Raw genomic sequence first — 13,953 nt, 5'->3', positions numbered from 1 at the left:
GCGGCCATCTTCGTTAGCGTCTCGGCTACATCCGAACCAGACATTGATTCCATGGGTTTACTGATCGACGGCGAATGGCATGACCGGTGGTACGACACCGACCGGCATGGCGGTCGATTCAAGCGGCAGGAACAGGCGTTTCGCCACTGGGTCACGCCGGATGGTGCGCCCGGGCCCAGCGGCGATGGCGGCTTTCCGGCCGAGCCCGGGCGCTATCACCTGTACGTCTCCTACGCCTGCCCCTGGGCGCACCGCACCCTGATCTTCCGCGCCCTGAAGGGCCTGACGTCGATGATCGACGTCTCCGTCGTGCATTGGCACATGGGTGCCGATGGCTGGACGTTCCAGCCCGGCGCCGGTGTGACCGGCGACCGGCTCATGGGCCATGAACTGCTACGTGATGTCTACCTCGCCGCGGACCCGGACATGACCGGTCGCGTGACCGTGCCGGTACTGTGGGATACGCAGCGGAACACCATCGTCAGCAACGAGTCCTCAGAGATCATCCGCATGTTCAACAGCGCCTTCGACGCGGTCGGCGCCACCCCGGGCGACTACTACCCAGCCCCGCTGCGCACGGAGATCGACGCACTGAACGAGCGGATCTACGACACCGTCAACAACGGCGTCTACAAGGCCGGCTTCGCGTCGACGCAGGCCGCCTACGACGAGGCGGTCCACCCCCTGTTCGACACACTGGACTGGCTGGATGCCCGGCTGGGCGACCGTCGTTTCCTGACCGGCGACGCACCGACCGAAGCGGACTGGCGGCTGTTCCCCACGCTGGTCCGCTTCGACACCGCCTACCACGGCCACTTCAAGTGCAACCGTCGCCGGCTGGTCGACTATCCCAACCTGTGGCCCTACACGCGGGAGCTGTTCCAGTGGCCGGGCATCCGGAACACCGTGAACCTGACCCATGTGGCCAGGCATTACTACGGCAGTCATCCGCAGGTGAATCCGACCGGCATCGTGCCGATCGGGCCGGATCTGGATTTCGAGGCCCCGCACGGACGGGACCGCCTCGGCTGACGCGATGGCTACCAGCCGCCGTGGGCAATGTCCGGGTGGTCGTTCATGCCGAACACCACCGCGCAATCACCGCCGTTGCCACGGGCATCATCCAGCGCCTGGTCGGCCTGGCTCAGCAGCGTCTTGGAGAAATGATGCGGCGTCGGCACGAAGCAGGCGCCGCCGACGGAAACCCGCACTGTCTCGCCGGGAGCGCCTGGCAACGGAATCCGGGCTTCACGCACCGAGCTCACAATGGACTCGGCGACCTGACGCGCACCACCAGGTTGCACGTCGGCCAACAGCGCGCAGAACTCGCCCACCCGGATGTGCCCGGCGAAATCGGCCCTGCGCCGCAGCGCCAGTGACACCAGATTGCCGACCGCAATCAGGGTGTTGTCGACCTCGGCGCCGGTCTGCCGGCGAACCAGCGAAAAACGACCGATGTTGATCACCAGCAGGCAGATATTGAGTTGCTGCTTGGTGCAGAACGCCCATTGCTGATCGAGCCGCTGCAACAACAGTTCGCGGCCCGCGAGACCGGTGCGGTGATCGAACCCCGCTAGCTCGACGGCAGGATCAACGGCCCGGCGCCATTGTTTGACCTTGCTCAGATTCTGCATGGACGGTCTCGCAACACGGGATGGAAGCGCACCAGCGGAGCATGACCCCGCTGCGCGGGGAAGTCTACGAGGCGCCGACCATGGTCTGAACGTCAGACTCGTCAAGCCAGGCCGCGACCACGCGATTGCGCCCGGCCTGTTTCGCCCGATAAAGCGCCTGATCGGCCTCGTTCATGTAGAACTGGGTGTCATTGTTCATCACGTCCTCGAAGCTCGACGCCGAGGACACGCCGACCGAGATCGTGACTGGGCTGCTGTCGAACGCGGGATGCGGAATGCCCATTTCCTGTACCGCGCGGCGGAACTCATCCATCAGCATGACCGCCGCGTCACCGGGCGTGTTCGGCAGAATCACACTGAACTCCTCGCCACCGTAACGACAGACCAGATCGCCGGCCCGCCGCGTACGCGCCGACAGCGCCCCGCCGATACGGCGCAACACCTGATCACCCTCCGAATGCCCGGCGGTGTCGTTGAACGGCTTGAAGTGATCCACGTCGATGATCGCGTAACTTAGCGGCAGATGATTGCGATTGGCGCGACGCCATTCATTGACGAGCTGGCGATCGAAGTGGCGGCGATTGAAACAGCCGGTGAGCGGATCCCGGATGGAATCGCGCCGCAGCGCCAGCATGTCCTCGATCACGCGAACGCCGTCGTGAATCACCCGCTGCTGCATGCGCGGAAACGTGCGCGGCCGATCATGGGCGACGGCGAGCACACCGATCGTTTTTTCCTGGTGCCCGGAAAACACCGGATAAATCGCCGCGGAACAGACGTCCCGCGTCTGCACCGAGAACAAGCTGTTCCCGTTGTCGTCCAGATCGTCCAGGTCATGCACACGGATCGGCTCGCCCGAATCGATCACAGCCCATTCCGGTGACGAGGACCGTTCCCTCAATTCCGATGCACAGCCGTGCGCCGCCACAGGCACCAGCCTGTCGCCGACCACCATCGACAACCATGCCCACTTGCATGCCGTACCGCCCGCAACGAGGCCAAGAACACGTTGCAGGCTGTAATCGACCTCATCGAGATTGATGCCGTGAACATCATTCACTTCGTGCCGTATCAGTTCCTGTACGGACTCGATCAGATTTTCCATGGAGTACTGACTCAACTACCGCTCGGGCCGGTCTCCGCCGCCCATTAACCGCACCGGGTCCTCTGCCCGGTCAGTCGTCATGTTTCGACGGACGAACGCCGTCTTCACATAATTTACACAACGGTACCTGAACACGGTCTGGCGCTGGCATACGACCCGACCACCGGCATCATGGTCTGACCAACGCCAATTGTGCGCCGTTCGTGACCGTTACCGACAGGATCGGACAACTTGACGCGTCCCCGCCAGGGGTGAACAAGGCGGTGTCAGTCACGTGCGCGGCATCCGCCGCGCGCTGAACGTCAGCTTGCGATGCGATAACAGGGCACGTACTCGGCACCGGGCAGTCGCATCCGTCGCTGTTCCACGAAGCTGCGCAGCAATGCGTCGAGTTCGGCGGCGATCGCCGGCTCGCCCCGAAGCTCGAAGGGCCCGTGTTCGGCCACGGCATGGATGCCCGCCGGTTTGACGTTGCCCGCGACGATGCCGGAAAAGGCCCGGCGAAGATTCGCGGCCAGATCGCTGCTCGACTGCTCCAGGTGCAAGCAAAGGCCCGCCATCGCCTCATGGGTGGGCTGGAACGGCGTCTGGAACTGCCCGTCGATGCGTAGCTTCCAGTTGAAACCGAAGGCATCGCGGGCTTTCTCCCGCCAGTCGAAGACCTGACTGGTGCCCTCGGCGACGCTGCGCGCCACGGCGACGGGGTCATCGATGATGATGCGATAAAGCCGCTGCGCCGCCTGCCCCAGCGTGGCGCCGATGAAGCTGTGCAGCTGCTGGAAATAGGCGCGCGCGCTGGACGGGCCGGTGAAAATCACCGGAAACGGTATCGCCTCGTTCTGCGGGTCCAGCAGGATACCCAGCAAATGCAGGATCTCCTCGGCGGTGCCGACACCACCCGGGAACACGATGATGGCGTGCCCGAGCCGCACGAAGGCCTCCAGGCGCTTCTCGATGTCCGGCATCACGACCAGTTCGTTGACGATCGGATTCGGGGGTTCGGCCGCGATGATTCCCGGCTCGGTCACGCCCAGGAAGCGCCCCTCGCGCAGGCGCTGCTTGGCATGCCCGACCGCGGCGCCCTTCATAGGCCCTTTCATCGCTCCCGGCCCACAGCCGGTACAGACGTCGATGCCGCGCAACCCCATCGCGTGACCGACCTCCTTGCAGTAGTCGTATTCCTCGCGCGCGATGGCATGCCCACCCCAGCACACCGCCAGCGGTGAGCGCTCGCCAGCGTGGATCACACCGGCGTTACGCAACAACTCGAACACGCCGTCGGTGATCGATGCCGGCGTATCCAGTTGCGGAATGGCCGCGGCGGCCACCAGATCACGCAGCACGCTGAACAGGTGCTCGCGAATGCCCTCGATGATCCGACCGTCGACAAACGCCTCGTCCGGCGCGTTGACCAGCTGCAGGCGAATGCCCCGCGGCTCTTCCCGAACCCGGACGTCGAAGGTGGCGTAGCGAGCCATCACCGCGGCCGCGTCATCCAGCTCGCTGCCAATGTTCAGCACGGCCAGCGCGCAAGCCCGGAACTGCTCGTGCAGCCCCCCGGCTTCGGTCGACGACAGCGCCGCGACCTCGCGGCGTGACAACAACCTCAGCGGCCCGCTGGGCCCAATGTCTGCATCCATCTCGTCAAGCCTTGTTGATCACCGCGCCTAGGGAAACAGCACCACCTGACGCACGGCCTCACCCCGATCGAGCACATCAAAGGCAGCGTTGATGTCATCCAGTTCCAGTGTGTGGGACATCAGGCGATCCACCGGCAGCAGCCCCGCCTGGTACATGGCGATGAAGCGCGGGATGTCACGACTCGGAATCGCCGAGCCCATGTAACTGCCCCGCAGCACGCGTTCGTCCACGGTCAGGCTCACGGCCTGAATGTCGAGTCGCGCCTTGGGATGCGGCAGCCCGACGGTGACCGTGGTACCGGCGCGACCGGTCGCGGCATAGGCGGTCTCCAGCACCTTGGCGCTGCCCACCGATTCCACCACCGTGTTCGCGCCGCCGTGGGTGATCGCACGCACCTGGTCCAGCGCGTCGGGGTCGGCGGCGTTCACCGTATGGGTGGCTCCCAGTTCCTTCGCCAGAGCCAACTTGTCATCGGACAGGTCCACCGCGACCAGCGGATTGGCCCCGGACGCACGCGCCCCGATCAGCGCCGCCAGACCCACACCGCCCAGACCGTAGACCGCGCAGCTGGTTCCGGGCTGCACCTTGGCCGTGTTGACAACGGCGCCAACCCCGGTCATGACCGCGCAGCCGAACAACGCGGCGATCTTGAAATCCAGACTCGGATCGATCATGACGCAGGATTTCGCGGACACGGTCGTGTAATCGGCGAACGCCGACACCCCGAGGTGGTGATTCAGTTCGCCGGCCTCGTCATGAAACGGCCTGGACCCGCTGAGCAGACTGCCGCCGGCGTTCGCCACGGCGCCCGGAGCGCACATCGCGGGCCGGCCTTCGGAACAGGCCGGACATTCCCCGCAAACCGGCACGAACGAGAACACCACATGGTCGCCCACCTCGAGCTTGCTGTTGCCGGGCCCGACCTCGACGACCTCGCCCGCGGCCTCATGGCCAAGCACCATCGGCATCACGCGGGGGCGCGAACCGTTGATGACCGACAGGTCCGAGTGACAAAGGCCGGCGGCGCGGACACGGACCATCACCTCACCGGCGCCGGGCGGCGCCAGTTCCACCTCGCGAATCTCCAGTGGTCGGCTCTCGGCATAGGGAGCCGCGGCCCCCATCTCTCTCAGCACGGCGGCACGTGTTGTTCTCATGACGTCATCTCCAAAGCTTGCAGCGCCTGACGCAGCGCATCGGGAATCGGGACCGGCCGTCTCGTGTCACGATCCACGAACACGTGAACGAAATGGCCTTCGGCCGCCGGGCCCGGGCTGGTCTCGCCGAACAGGCCGATGCCGTAACGCACGCTGCTGTTACCGAGGTGATCCACGCGCAGGCAGGCCGACACCATTTCCGGGAAGGCCAGCGACCGGTGGAACTTGCAGCCGGTCTCGATGGCGAGACCGATGACCGGCCCCGCGTGAATATCCAGCCCGCCACGGCGGATCAGATAGTCGTTGATCACCGTGTCGAAGTAGCTGTAGTACTCGACATTGTTCACGTGTCCGTAGACATCGTTGTCTTTCCAGCGGGTCGGGATCTTCAGTTGGTGCGGGTAATCGTCGGCCGTCGACATGCCAGGCGGTCCTGTGAGTTATTCGGGGTCCAGAAGAAACGGTGGGGGCGGCTCGTCGGCACGCATCCAGTTGTCGCCCACCGACAGCGCGCAAATCCGGCTGACATGCGACAGCGGGCGACTGGCCTGTTCGGCCCAGTCGTTGAACGCGGCCTGACAGGCGGCGAGTTCGGCCCGCGAGGTCGGAGCCTTGGTGACGATGTTGTTCGCGATCAGCAACGCGACCACATCGCCGGTGGGCTGAAAGCTGTCCTTGCCGGCCATGCGCAGGAAGATGCAGGCGCTCATGCCACCAAGCCGGCTGCCGCGCCGTGACAGCTCGCGCCAGAGGCCGACGATGTCATCGGTCGGCCAGTCGGCAATCCATTGCGCGAAGCTGCCATGTGTCTCCGCGATGTCGAGCATGAACCGGGCATTGCGCGGCACCGAGCCGATCTTCTGCCGGTTGCGGACAATGCGCGCGTCGGCGGCCAGCGCCTCGAGCCCGGGACCGTCCAGCGCCGCGCAGTGCTCGGGATCGAAGCCCCGGAACGCCGCCTCGAAACCCGGCCATTTCTGCTCGATCACGCGCCAGGCGAATCCCGCCTGGAACACGCGCTTGGTCATCAGGCTCAGGTAGCGATCGTCAGCCGTCGCGGCCAGTTCCTCCGATGTCGATACCGGCGGCAGCAGAGCATCCACGGCCGCCGCACCGCCCTTGCGCTTGCAGGCGCGCTGGTAGATCCGTTCGAAGGATTCGTACTGCGCCATCGCGGTTCAGGCGATCGAGAGCAGGAACAGCGTCGCCAGCGGCGGCACGCCCTGGAGCAGCGCCGCGCGACGCATCCGCGCATCCGAGACAGCCAGCACGATCGCGGCACCCAGCATCACCGCGCAACAAACGACGATGACCGGAACGCCCGTGGCCGTGTTGCCCATCGCCGCGAGGATCATGCCGACCACCAGACCGATCGCGAGAAACAGGTTGTAGAAGCCCTGATTCAGCGCCCAGGGCCGCGCGGCCTCGGCCGCCTCGGGCGAGGCGATCTGAAAGCGTCGCTGCACGGTGGACCGGCTGAACAGCACCGACTCGAAAAGGAAGAACACGCCGTGCAACAGCGCGGCCAGTCCGGCCGGAATCAGCGCGATGGTCAGCATGGCGTCTCCCCGAAGCTTCGAATCGGCATGGACGATCCGGTGACTGTGTACCGCCGCGTCCATGATTTGGCGGCATTATGCGGGAGCCTCGGTCCTGACGCGACGCCAGCAACGAAAAAGCCCCCGGCGCCGAAGCGCCGGAGGCTACTGGTTCCCCAGTTCCTGCCTAGTCGATGATGGTGATCACCGGACCGGAGGTCGGCAGACCGGACGGTTGGACCACCAGCCCCGAATCCGCACCGGCCGCATCCACAGCCGTCAGCGTGAACTGATAGGTGGTGCTGGTCGGCGCCGGCCCCTGCGGCCCTTGCGGACCCACCGGACCCTGCGGACCGACGGGGCCCTGCGGACCGGCCGGCCCCGGGAGGCCCTGAGCGCCGCGCGCGCCGTTGGCGCCGTTGTCACCCTCACAGCCAGCCAGCGCGATGGCAGCCACGACGGCAGCAGCCGCCAGCGGCAGACGACGGCGGGACATGCCGCCAACGCCCATCAGGCCCAGCAGCATCAGACCGCTGCCCGCGAACATCGGCGCCGCCAGCCAGGCAATGCTGGAACTGAAGTCCACCGCGACCACGTAGGCCTCGCTGGAACCCGCCGCCACCGAACGCGCCGGCGTGAAGGTCACGACGAAGGTTCCGGCGACACCGTCGATGTTGACGGTCGCTGGCACCGTGCTTTCGCCGGCATCCACCGCACCGTTGCCGTTGGCGTCGATGTAGACGTCCGCTGCGGTGATGTCACCGTCGAAGTCACCGCTGCCACTCAGGGTGCCGGAGAATCCGGTGACATTCACAGCCTCCGCCGAGCCGTTGTTCACGGTCATGCCGATGGCCGCGACATCCTGCTCACCGGCCGCGAAGCTCACGCCGCCGCCATTTCCGGTGTTGCCATTGGCCACGATCGCCACCGGCGGGTTGTCGGTGGTTTCGTACGCGCCGATATCGCAGGTCGCGCTACCGTCACCGTCTCCATCGAACGGACGGGTAAAGCCCGCGCCACGCTGGTCGACATTGTTGATGGCCATGCCGGCACAGGTGGCATTCAGACCACCATCAACGGCAGGACCGCTGGTCAGCGCTACCGTCATCGTCGGACCGCCATTCATCTGCAAGCCGTCCATGGAAAGACCCGCCGGCACGCCGGTGACGTTGGCCGGGCCGCTGACCGTGGCACCGGAAGCATCGGCCACCAGGTTGTAGCCGCCGCCATCGACCGCACCGGAGACATCAGCCGCCGTGGTCGCCATGTTGTCGCCGATCAGCGTGTTGGTCGCGCCGAAGCTCGCCGTGGCATCTTCCAGGAACACGCCGCCGCCCTCGGTCGTCGCCATGTTGGACGCGATGGTCGCGTTCACGGCATTGACGATGGCGCCCGGCTTGAGCAGCAGGCCGCCACCCACTTCATTGCGGGTTCCGGAACCGTCCTGCTCCACGGCGCCATTACCGAACACGGTGCTGTTCCACAGGTTCAACGTCGAACCCGCGAACACCCAGAGACCACCGCCTTCGTTGTTGGCGACGTTGTTCCACACCGTGGACCGATCCACGGTCACCGTGCTGGCACCGCCCGTGATGTGCAGCGCGCCACCATTGCCGGGGTTGTTGCCGGCCAGATTGCTGGCCATCGTCGATTCGGTGATCGTCACCGTGGTCGCCGACATGGTGGACACATCCTCCAGCGCACCACCCGCACGGCTGGCGCCGTTGTTGGACAGGGTGGAGCCGGTGATGGACAGCGTGCCGTTGAAGTTCAGCACGCCACCGCCGGAACCGGACACACCCGAGGCGACGTTGTTGGTGATCGTGGCGTTGGCGACGGTCATCACGCCACCATTGTTGAACAGCGCGCCGCCGCCGTTGTCAGCGTCGTCACCCTGGGCATCGTTGGCATCCAGCGTCGTGCCGTCGACGGCCAGGATGCTGGGCGCACCAAAGTTCCAGAGGCCGGCACCTTCGGCCGCGGCCACGTTGTTGTTCACGGTTCCGCCAACCACGGAGACAAAGCCGCCGAACGTGCCACCACCGTCACCGGTGATGTGCAGACCACCACCATTGCCCGGTGCCGCCACGGCCACCAGCGAGCCCAGCGTCACGCCGGCACTGTTGCCGTCCAGCGCGACGTTGGTCAGCAGGATCGTCGGCACGCCGGTCGTGGTGTCGTTCAACGTCGAGCGATCCTCGATGCCACCGCCGGCGCGATTCGCCACGTTGCCGGTGATCGAGCCACCGGTCATGGTCACGGTGCCTTCGTTGTTGAAGATGCCACCACCGGAACCGGATGCACCCAGCGCGCTGTTGCCGCTGATTTCCGTGCCGCCGGTGATGGTGATGTCGCCGCCCTGGTTGAACAGCGCGCCGCCGCCATCGTCGCCCGCGTCACCGTTGGCCGCGTTGGCGGTGAAGACCACAGCGTCCACGGTCATGGGGCCGGATCCGTTCCAGAGGCCGCCGCCCTCACGTGCCGCGGTGTTGCCGGTGACCATGCCGCCGACCACCTGGATGGTGCCCGGACCGGACACATGCAGTGCGCCACCGTTGCCCGGATTGGCCACCGCGCCGTTGCCCACGCCGGCGCCGTTGCCGGACAGGGTCACGTTGTTCAGCGTCACCGTCGTCGCCACTTCGCGCGCGTTGTCCTCGATGCCGCCACCGGCGCGATTCGCGATGTTGTTGCGAATCATCGAGTCGCTGACGGTCAGCACGCCACCGTTGTTGAGAATGCCGCCACCCGTGGCGCTCACGCCGAGGGCCGTGTTGCCGTCGATGACCGCGTTGGACACGATCATCGTGCCGCCCTGATTGAACAAGGCACCGCCGCCATCCTCGCCGATCAAATCGCCCGCACCGTCGTCAGTGCCCGGGCCGGTGGCCGCGTTTCCGACAAAGCTGGCGCCATTGATGGTCATCGTGCCGGCGTTGTTCCACAGCGCACCGCCTTCCTGACCCGCGATGTTGTTGGAGAACGTTCCGCCCTCCACCGTCGAGTCCACGGCGCCGCTGATGTGCAGGAAGCCGCCGTTGCCGGGGCTGGTGCCGACTTCGTTACCAAAGGCATCAACGTTGGTCAGCGTCGTTGACGGGCCGGACGCAATCTCGATACCGCCGCCAGCGCGATTCGCGGTGTTGCCGCTGAATGTCGTGCCGGACACCGACAGGCTGCCGCTGGAAATGATCGCGCCACCGGAACCGGATGCGCCGATCGCCGCGTTGCGCAGGAAGCTGCCGCCAGCCACGCTCAGCGTGCCGGCATTGTCGATCGCGCCACCGTTGGTCGCCGCCGCGCCGGTGCCCACGTTGTCACGCACGGTGACGCCGTTGAGCGCGACGCTGGAACCGGAGGCGATGGTCAGCGCGCCACCGCTGACCGCCGTGCCATTGGCCAGGGTCAGGTCGGACAGCGACACCGGCTCGCCAGAGGCATCCACCGCCAGGATCTGAAAGGCGCCCTCACCGCTCAGCGTCACGTCGCCGGCCACGGCAACGTCATCGCTGATCGTCGGCAGGCTGGCGGTCAGCGCGATCGTGCCGCCGCTCAACGCGCTGGCGAAACGAATGCTGTCGCCATCCACGTCGCCGGCCGCGGCATCGTTAACCGCCGCGTTGGACGACGCCGCCAGCAGCGCCTCCCGCAAACTCAGCTGACCATCGGCCACATTCGCATCGACCAGCGTGTCCACGACGTAGGTCGTCGCAAATGCAGGCGCTGCCAGCCCTCCCAACACCAGAAGCGCCGCTCCGCGGGCGGCGCGCTTGTCGTTCTTAGTCATCTCAACTCCCTGAGTCGAATTGGATCCAGATCAATCCCCCGAAGGGATTGCCAGGGAGTTCGGGCCACATGGCGAAACGGATGCAGCCGCACCGGAGCGGCCAATGAATTTTTTGTGACACCGTCCTTCAGATTGCCGCGTGACCGCCGATCACCATCGGTCAATCGCTTTCGGAGCAGGACGCATGAAAGCCGCCACGTTGATCATCGTGACCGGGTTGCTGGGATTGGTGCCGGTCAGCGCGAGACTCGCCCCCGAGCCGCCCCCCGCCGGGCCGGATGCCGCTACAACGGAGACCGCGCCCGAGAACTCCGACGTCAGTCGTTACGAAGCCGCGCTGCGACGGGCGGAAGCGTCCATCGCCATGGTGCGGGCGGACAACGCCGCGCTGCGAGCACAGCTCCGCCGACTGCAATCGGGACAGGCCCATGGCCCAGGCCGATCCACGCTGCCGCGTCGATATCGCTTGGACCATCAGTTGCGCGGGTCGCTCGTCCGCGCCCGGGGCCATGAGGGAATGGAGGCGACACCAACTGGTGCCGGAGGAGGGACTTGAACCCCCAACCTACCGCTTACAAGGCGGTTGCTCTACCAATTGAGCTACACCGGCATGGGAATGCCGCGGCGGGCCTGCCGCCGCGGGGGCGGTAGTTTAACCAAACTCGCCGGGAGCGTCCGCCGCGTCGGCCAGGCGCGCGACACCTTCCAGCACGTAGTGCGGCCGCAGCTCCCATTCATCGCCGAGATGCGGTTGCAGCAGCGGCGCTTCGCCACCTGTCAGCACGCACAGCGGGGCTCTCCAGCCGAGCTGACGACGCACGCGCTCGATGGCGCCCAGCAGGGCGTGGACCGCGCCGACGGTGACGGCCGGATTGGTGTCGTCGCCGACGATGGGCAGCGGCACGGTGGTCACGTCGTCGGCCTTGAACTGGGTACGCTGGTTCAGCGACTGCCGCGCCAGCGCGACGCCGGGCAGGATCAGGCCGCCCAGGTGCTGGCCCTCAGCGGTCACGGCGTCGATGGTGCAGGCGGTTCCGGCGTCGACGATGATGGCGTCACGGCCGGTGGCCGCCGCGGCCAACACGACCATCCAGCGATCCACGCCCAGCCGCCTCGGATCGGCATAAGCACAACGCACGCCCAGACTGAGCGAACGGCTGCGCGCGAATACGGGCTCCGGCCAGCCACGGCGCTCGCACCAGGCGATCACCGCCGCGTCGACGGCCTGTCCGGCCACACTGCTGACCCAGATCGCCGCCGGCGCCACGCCGGGCGCAAGCTGATCCAGCACCGAGCCAACCGCATCCTCTCCGCAGTCGGCGCTGCGAGGTTCCAGCAACTCGCCGCCGAGCCAGCAGGCCGACTTGCAGCGGGTATTGCCCAGATCCAGAAGCCACTTCATGACCGACGCACGCTCACTTCACCGGATGCCAGTGTTTCCATGCCGCCACCGAACTCGCATTGAAGTTGACCTTGCAGGTTCACGCCACGCGCGATCCCGTGACGATGCCCCCCACCCTGCTCGACACCGATAGCCTCGCCGTCCAGCGCATCCAGCGCCTGGAAGCGCGGCAGAAACGGCGCGAAACCTTCGGCCTGGAAGCGGCGCAGATCGGCGTCGAGCCGGGTCATCAACCGGGCGGCAAGCTCGGTGCGCGACGGTGCATCGCCGAGTTGCAGCAGGCTGGTCCATGGCTGCCCCAGATCGGCATCACCGCGCATGCGGACATTGCAGCCGATGCCGATGATCGTCCGCACCGGGCCGGCCAGCTCGCCGCTGGCCTCGATGAGAATGCCGGCCAGCTTGGCGCCGTCGACGAGCAGATCGTTGGGCCACTTGATGCGCACGCCCGGATGGCCGATCGCGGCGACCAGCGATACCGCGGCCACGAGGCTTAGCGGCCCGAGCTGGGAGGACGCGCAATCGAAGCGCCAGTCAACGGACGCGTAGAGATTGAGCCCTGGCGGCGAAAACCACTGCCGGCCGCGGCGCCCGCGCCCCTGCGTCTGCTGTTCGGCGAGCACCAGCCTCGGCCCGGAGAAGTCCTGCTGCGCCAGCCAGGCATTGGTGCCGGGCGTGCTGTCCAGCACGGTAACCGCCCAGCCGGCCGGCGCCTGGTGTCGCAGCGCCTCGGCATCCAGACGGTCCCAGCCACCTTCGAGGCGATAACCACGCCCGGTCTCGGCCTCGATCGGCCAGCCGGCATCGCGCAGCTTGCTCACACGCTTGTGGATGGCCGCGCGACTGATCCGGCCCGACTCGGCCAGCGATTCGCCGGAGTGCCACGCGCCGTCGGCAAGCCGGATGAGGATGCTGTCGCTCAGTGTCCGCCACCCAGCAGGCGCCGCCAGACCATCACGCGTTCGAAGCGGCTCTCGTTGCCCTGCGCCATGCGGACAATGTTCGAACGATGCGTCCAGACCACGAGACCAAACATCGCGATCGCGAACAGGCCCAGCGGCGACAGCAGACCGGCCGCCGACACGCAGGCGACATAAAACAGGATGATCAGCGCGGCGACCAGCGTGGACAGCCCTGCGTAGCCGGTTAGCGTGAGGACCAGCACGAAGCTCAGCAATGCCCAGGGCACAGCGGGTGTCACGGTGACCAGACAGACACCCAGCAGGGTGGCCGCGCCCTTGCCGCCGGCGAAGCCGAAGAACACCGGCGCGATATGTCCCACGGTCACCGCCACACCGCAGGCGAGTGCGATCCAGTGCGCCGGCATCACCACGGATTCCGTCACCGGCCAGGGCAGCAGCGGAATCACCGTCACCGCGACCACGCCCTTGAGCCCATCGATCAGCAGCACCGAGATGCCGAAGACCTTGCCGTGGGTGCGCAGTGCATTGGTCGCGCCGGCGTTGCCGCTGCCGCTGCTGCGCAGATCGCTCATGCCGGTCAGCCGACCAAGCACCAGCCCGCCCATGACCGAGCCAAGCAGGTAGGCCAGGATCACCTTGACGGCGAGTTCGATCATCCGTTCCGACTGGCGAACGCGGCCGTTTCACCAAGCCAGGCCAGCAGCCGGTCGGCACGGTCGGCATCCGGGTCGGTGGCGATGCGCAGCGTCCAGGTGTTGTCGGTCGG

Annotated in this window: 13 protein-coding genes and 1 tRNA gene; 2 read left to right on the top strand and 12 right to left on the bottom strand. The window is 66.6% G+C overall.

The features are described from left to right. Positions 1–51: 51 nt before the first annotated feature. The gene (locus tag ABNS06_RS15935) at positions 52–1,032 is read left to right on the top strand and encodes a glutathione S-transferase family protein (RefSeq protein ID WP_348675589.1); all 981 of its coding nucleotides are present in this window, start codon (positions 52–54) and stop codon (positions 1,030–1,032) included. 8 nt (positions 1,033–1,040) lie between these two features. Here the strand turns inward: ABNS06_RS15935 and ABNS06_RS15930 are convergent, their stop codons facing one another. The 8 genes from ABNS06_RS15930 to ABNS06_RS15895 all read right to left on the bottom strand — a co-directional run bounded on the left by ABNS06_RS15930 (position 1,041) and on the right by ABNS06_RS15895 (position 10,862). After that, positions 1,041–1,634: a GGDEF domain-containing protein gene (locus ABNS06_RS15930; protein ID WP_348675588.1), complete on the bottom strand. Its 594-nt coding sequence runs from the start codon at positions 1,632–1,634 to the stop codon at positions 1,041–1,043. A 64-nt stretch (positions 1,635–1,698) separates the two neighbouring features. Beyond that, a complete protein-coding gene (locus ABNS06_RS15925; RefSeq protein ID WP_348675587.1) occupies positions 1,699–2,754 on the bottom strand; it encodes a sensor domain-containing diguanylate cyclase in 1,056 nt (351 codons plus the stop codon). 287 nt (positions 2,755–3,041) lie between these two features. Beyond that, a complete protein-coding gene (ppnN, locus tag ABNS06_RS15920; RefSeq protein ID WP_348675586.1) occupies positions 3,042–4,379 on the bottom strand; it encodes a nucleotide 5'-monophosphate nucleosidase PpnN in 1,338 nt (445 codons plus the stop codon). Positions 4,380–4,406: 27 nt separating this feature from the next. Beyond that, a complete protein-coding gene (locus ABNS06_RS15915) occupies positions 4,407–5,537 on the bottom strand; it encodes a zinc-dependent alcohol dehydrogenase family protein (RefSeq protein WP_348675585.1) in 1,131 nt (376 codons plus the stop codon). Next, on the bottom strand, positions 5,534–5,959 hold the full coding sequence (locus tag ABNS06_RS15910; protein WP_348675584.1) for a thioesterase family protein: 426 nt from the start codon (positions 5,957–5,959) through the stop codon (positions 5,534–5,536). The genes ABNS06_RS15915 and ABNS06_RS15910 overlap by 4 nt, the downstream gene beginning before the upstream one ends. A gap of 18 nt (positions 5,960–5,977) precedes the next feature. Continuing rightward, entirely contained in the window at positions 5,978–6,709 is a 732-nt protein-coding gene (locus ABNS06_RS15905) for a DNA-3-methyladenine glycosylase I (protein ID WP_348675583.1), read from the bottom strand. A 6-nt stretch (positions 6,710–6,715) separates the two neighbouring features. Then, on the bottom strand, positions 6,716–7,096 hold the full coding sequence (locus tag ABNS06_RS15900; RefSeq protein ID WP_348675582.1) for a DUF1304 domain-containing protein: 381 nt from the start codon (positions 7,094–7,096) through the stop codon (positions 6,716–6,718). 166 nt (positions 7,097–7,262) lie between these two features. After that, positions 7,263–10,862, bottom strand: a complete 3,600-nt coding sequence (locus tag ABNS06_RS15895; protein WP_348675581.1) for a choice-of-anchor Q domain-containing protein — start codon at positions 10,860–10,862, stop codon at positions 7,263–7,265. Positions 10,863–11,046: 184 nt separating this feature from the next. On the opposite strand from ABNS06_RS15895, the gene ABNS06_RS15890 reads away from it, so the two are divergent. Continuing rightward, a complete protein-coding gene (locus ABNS06_RS15890; protein WP_348675580.1) occupies positions 11,047–11,418 on the top strand; it encodes a hypothetical protein in 372 nt (123 codons plus the stop codon). Here ABNS06_RS15890 and ABNS06_RS15885 read toward each other — a convergent pair. The 4 genes from ABNS06_RS15885 to plsY all read right to left on the bottom strand — a co-directional run bounded on the left by ABNS06_RS15885 (position 11,397) and on the right by plsY (position 13,843). After that, positions 11,397–11,472, bottom strand: a tRNA-Thr gene (locus ABNS06_RS15885). The two genes, ABNS06_RS15890 and ABNS06_RS15885, sit on opposite strands and share 22 nt — an antisense overlap. Positions 11,473–11,514: 42 nt before the next feature. Next, a complete protein-coding gene (locus ABNS06_RS15880; protein WP_348675579.1) occupies positions 11,515–12,264 on the bottom strand; it encodes a type III pantothenate kinase in 750 nt (249 codons plus the stop codon). Next, positions 12,261–13,169 carry a biotin--[acetyl-CoA-carboxylase] ligase gene (locus ABNS06_RS15875; RefSeq protein ID WP_348675603.1) on the bottom strand — a complete coding sequence of 303 codons (909 nt, stop codon included), beginning with the start codon at positions 13,167–13,169 and terminating at the stop codon, positions 12,261–12,263. Before ABNS06_RS15875 ends, ABNS06_RS15880 begins: the two co-directional genes overlap by 4 nt. A 14-nt stretch (positions 13,170–13,183) precedes the next feature. Next, positions 13,184–13,843 (bottom strand): glycerol-3-phosphate 1-O-acyltransferase PlsY, encoded by a 660-nt coding sequence (gene plsY / locus ABNS06_RS15870; protein WP_348675578.1) that lies wholly within the window; start codon positions 13,841–13,843, stop codon positions 13,184–13,186. Positions 13,844–13,953 lie beyond the last annotated feature (110 nt).

This window comes from uncultured Abyssibacter sp. (genome assembly GCF_964000955.1).
In the GTDB taxonomy this organism is placed as follows: domain Bacteria; phylum Pseudomonadota; class Gammaproteobacteria; order Nevskiales; family OUC007; genus Abyssibacter.
Note: the sequence above shows the minus strand (reverse complement) of the source record. Positions and strands in the feature narration are given on the sequence as shown.

Excerpts from the sequence above, each read along its gene's own strand:
- ABNS06_RS15935 (WP_348675589.1), top strand. The coding sequence starts at position 52 with ATGGGTTTACTGATCGACGGCGAATGGCATGACCGGTGGTACGACACC.
- ABNS06_RS15930 (WP_348675588.1), bottom strand. The coding sequence starts at position 1,634 with ATGCAGAATCTGAGCAAGGTCAAACAATGGCGCCGGGCCGTTGATCCT.
- ppnN (WP_348675586.1), bottom strand. The coding sequence starts at position 4,379 with ATGGATGCAGACATTGGGCCCAGCGGGCCGCTGAGGTTGTTGTCACGC.
- ABNS06_RS15915 (WP_348675585.1), bottom strand. The coding sequence starts at position 5,537 with ATGAGAACAACACGTGCCGCCGTGCTGAGAGAGATGGGGGCCGCGGCT.
- ABNS06_RS15910 (WP_348675584.1), bottom strand. The coding sequence starts at position 5,959 with ATGTCGACGGCCGACGATTACCCGCACCAACTGAAGATCCCGACCCGC.
- ABNS06_RS15905 (WP_348675583.1), bottom strand. The coding sequence starts at position 6,709 with ATGGCGCAGTACGAATCCTTCGAACGGATCTACCAGCGCGCCTGCAAG.
- ABNS06_RS15900 (WP_348675582.1), bottom strand. The coding sequence starts at position 7,096 with ATGCTGACCATCGCGCTGATTCCGGCCGGACTGGCCGCGCTGTTGCAC.
- ABNS06_RS15895 (WP_348675581.1), bottom strand. The coding sequence starts at position 10,862 with ATGACTAAGAACGACAAGCGCGCCGCCCGCGGAGCGGCGCTTCTGGTG.
- ABNS06_RS15890 (WP_348675580.1), top strand. The coding sequence starts at position 11,047 with ATGAAAGCCGCCACGTTGATCATCGTGACCGGGTTGCTGGGATTGGTG.
- ABNS06_RS15880 (WP_348675579.1), bottom strand. The coding sequence starts at position 12,264 with ATGAAGTGGCTTCTGGATCTGGGCAATACCCGCTGCAAGTCGGCCTGC.
- plsY (WP_348675578.1), bottom strand. The coding sequence starts at position 13,843 with ATGATCGAACTCGCCGTCAAGGTGATCCTGGCCTACCTGCTTGGCTCG.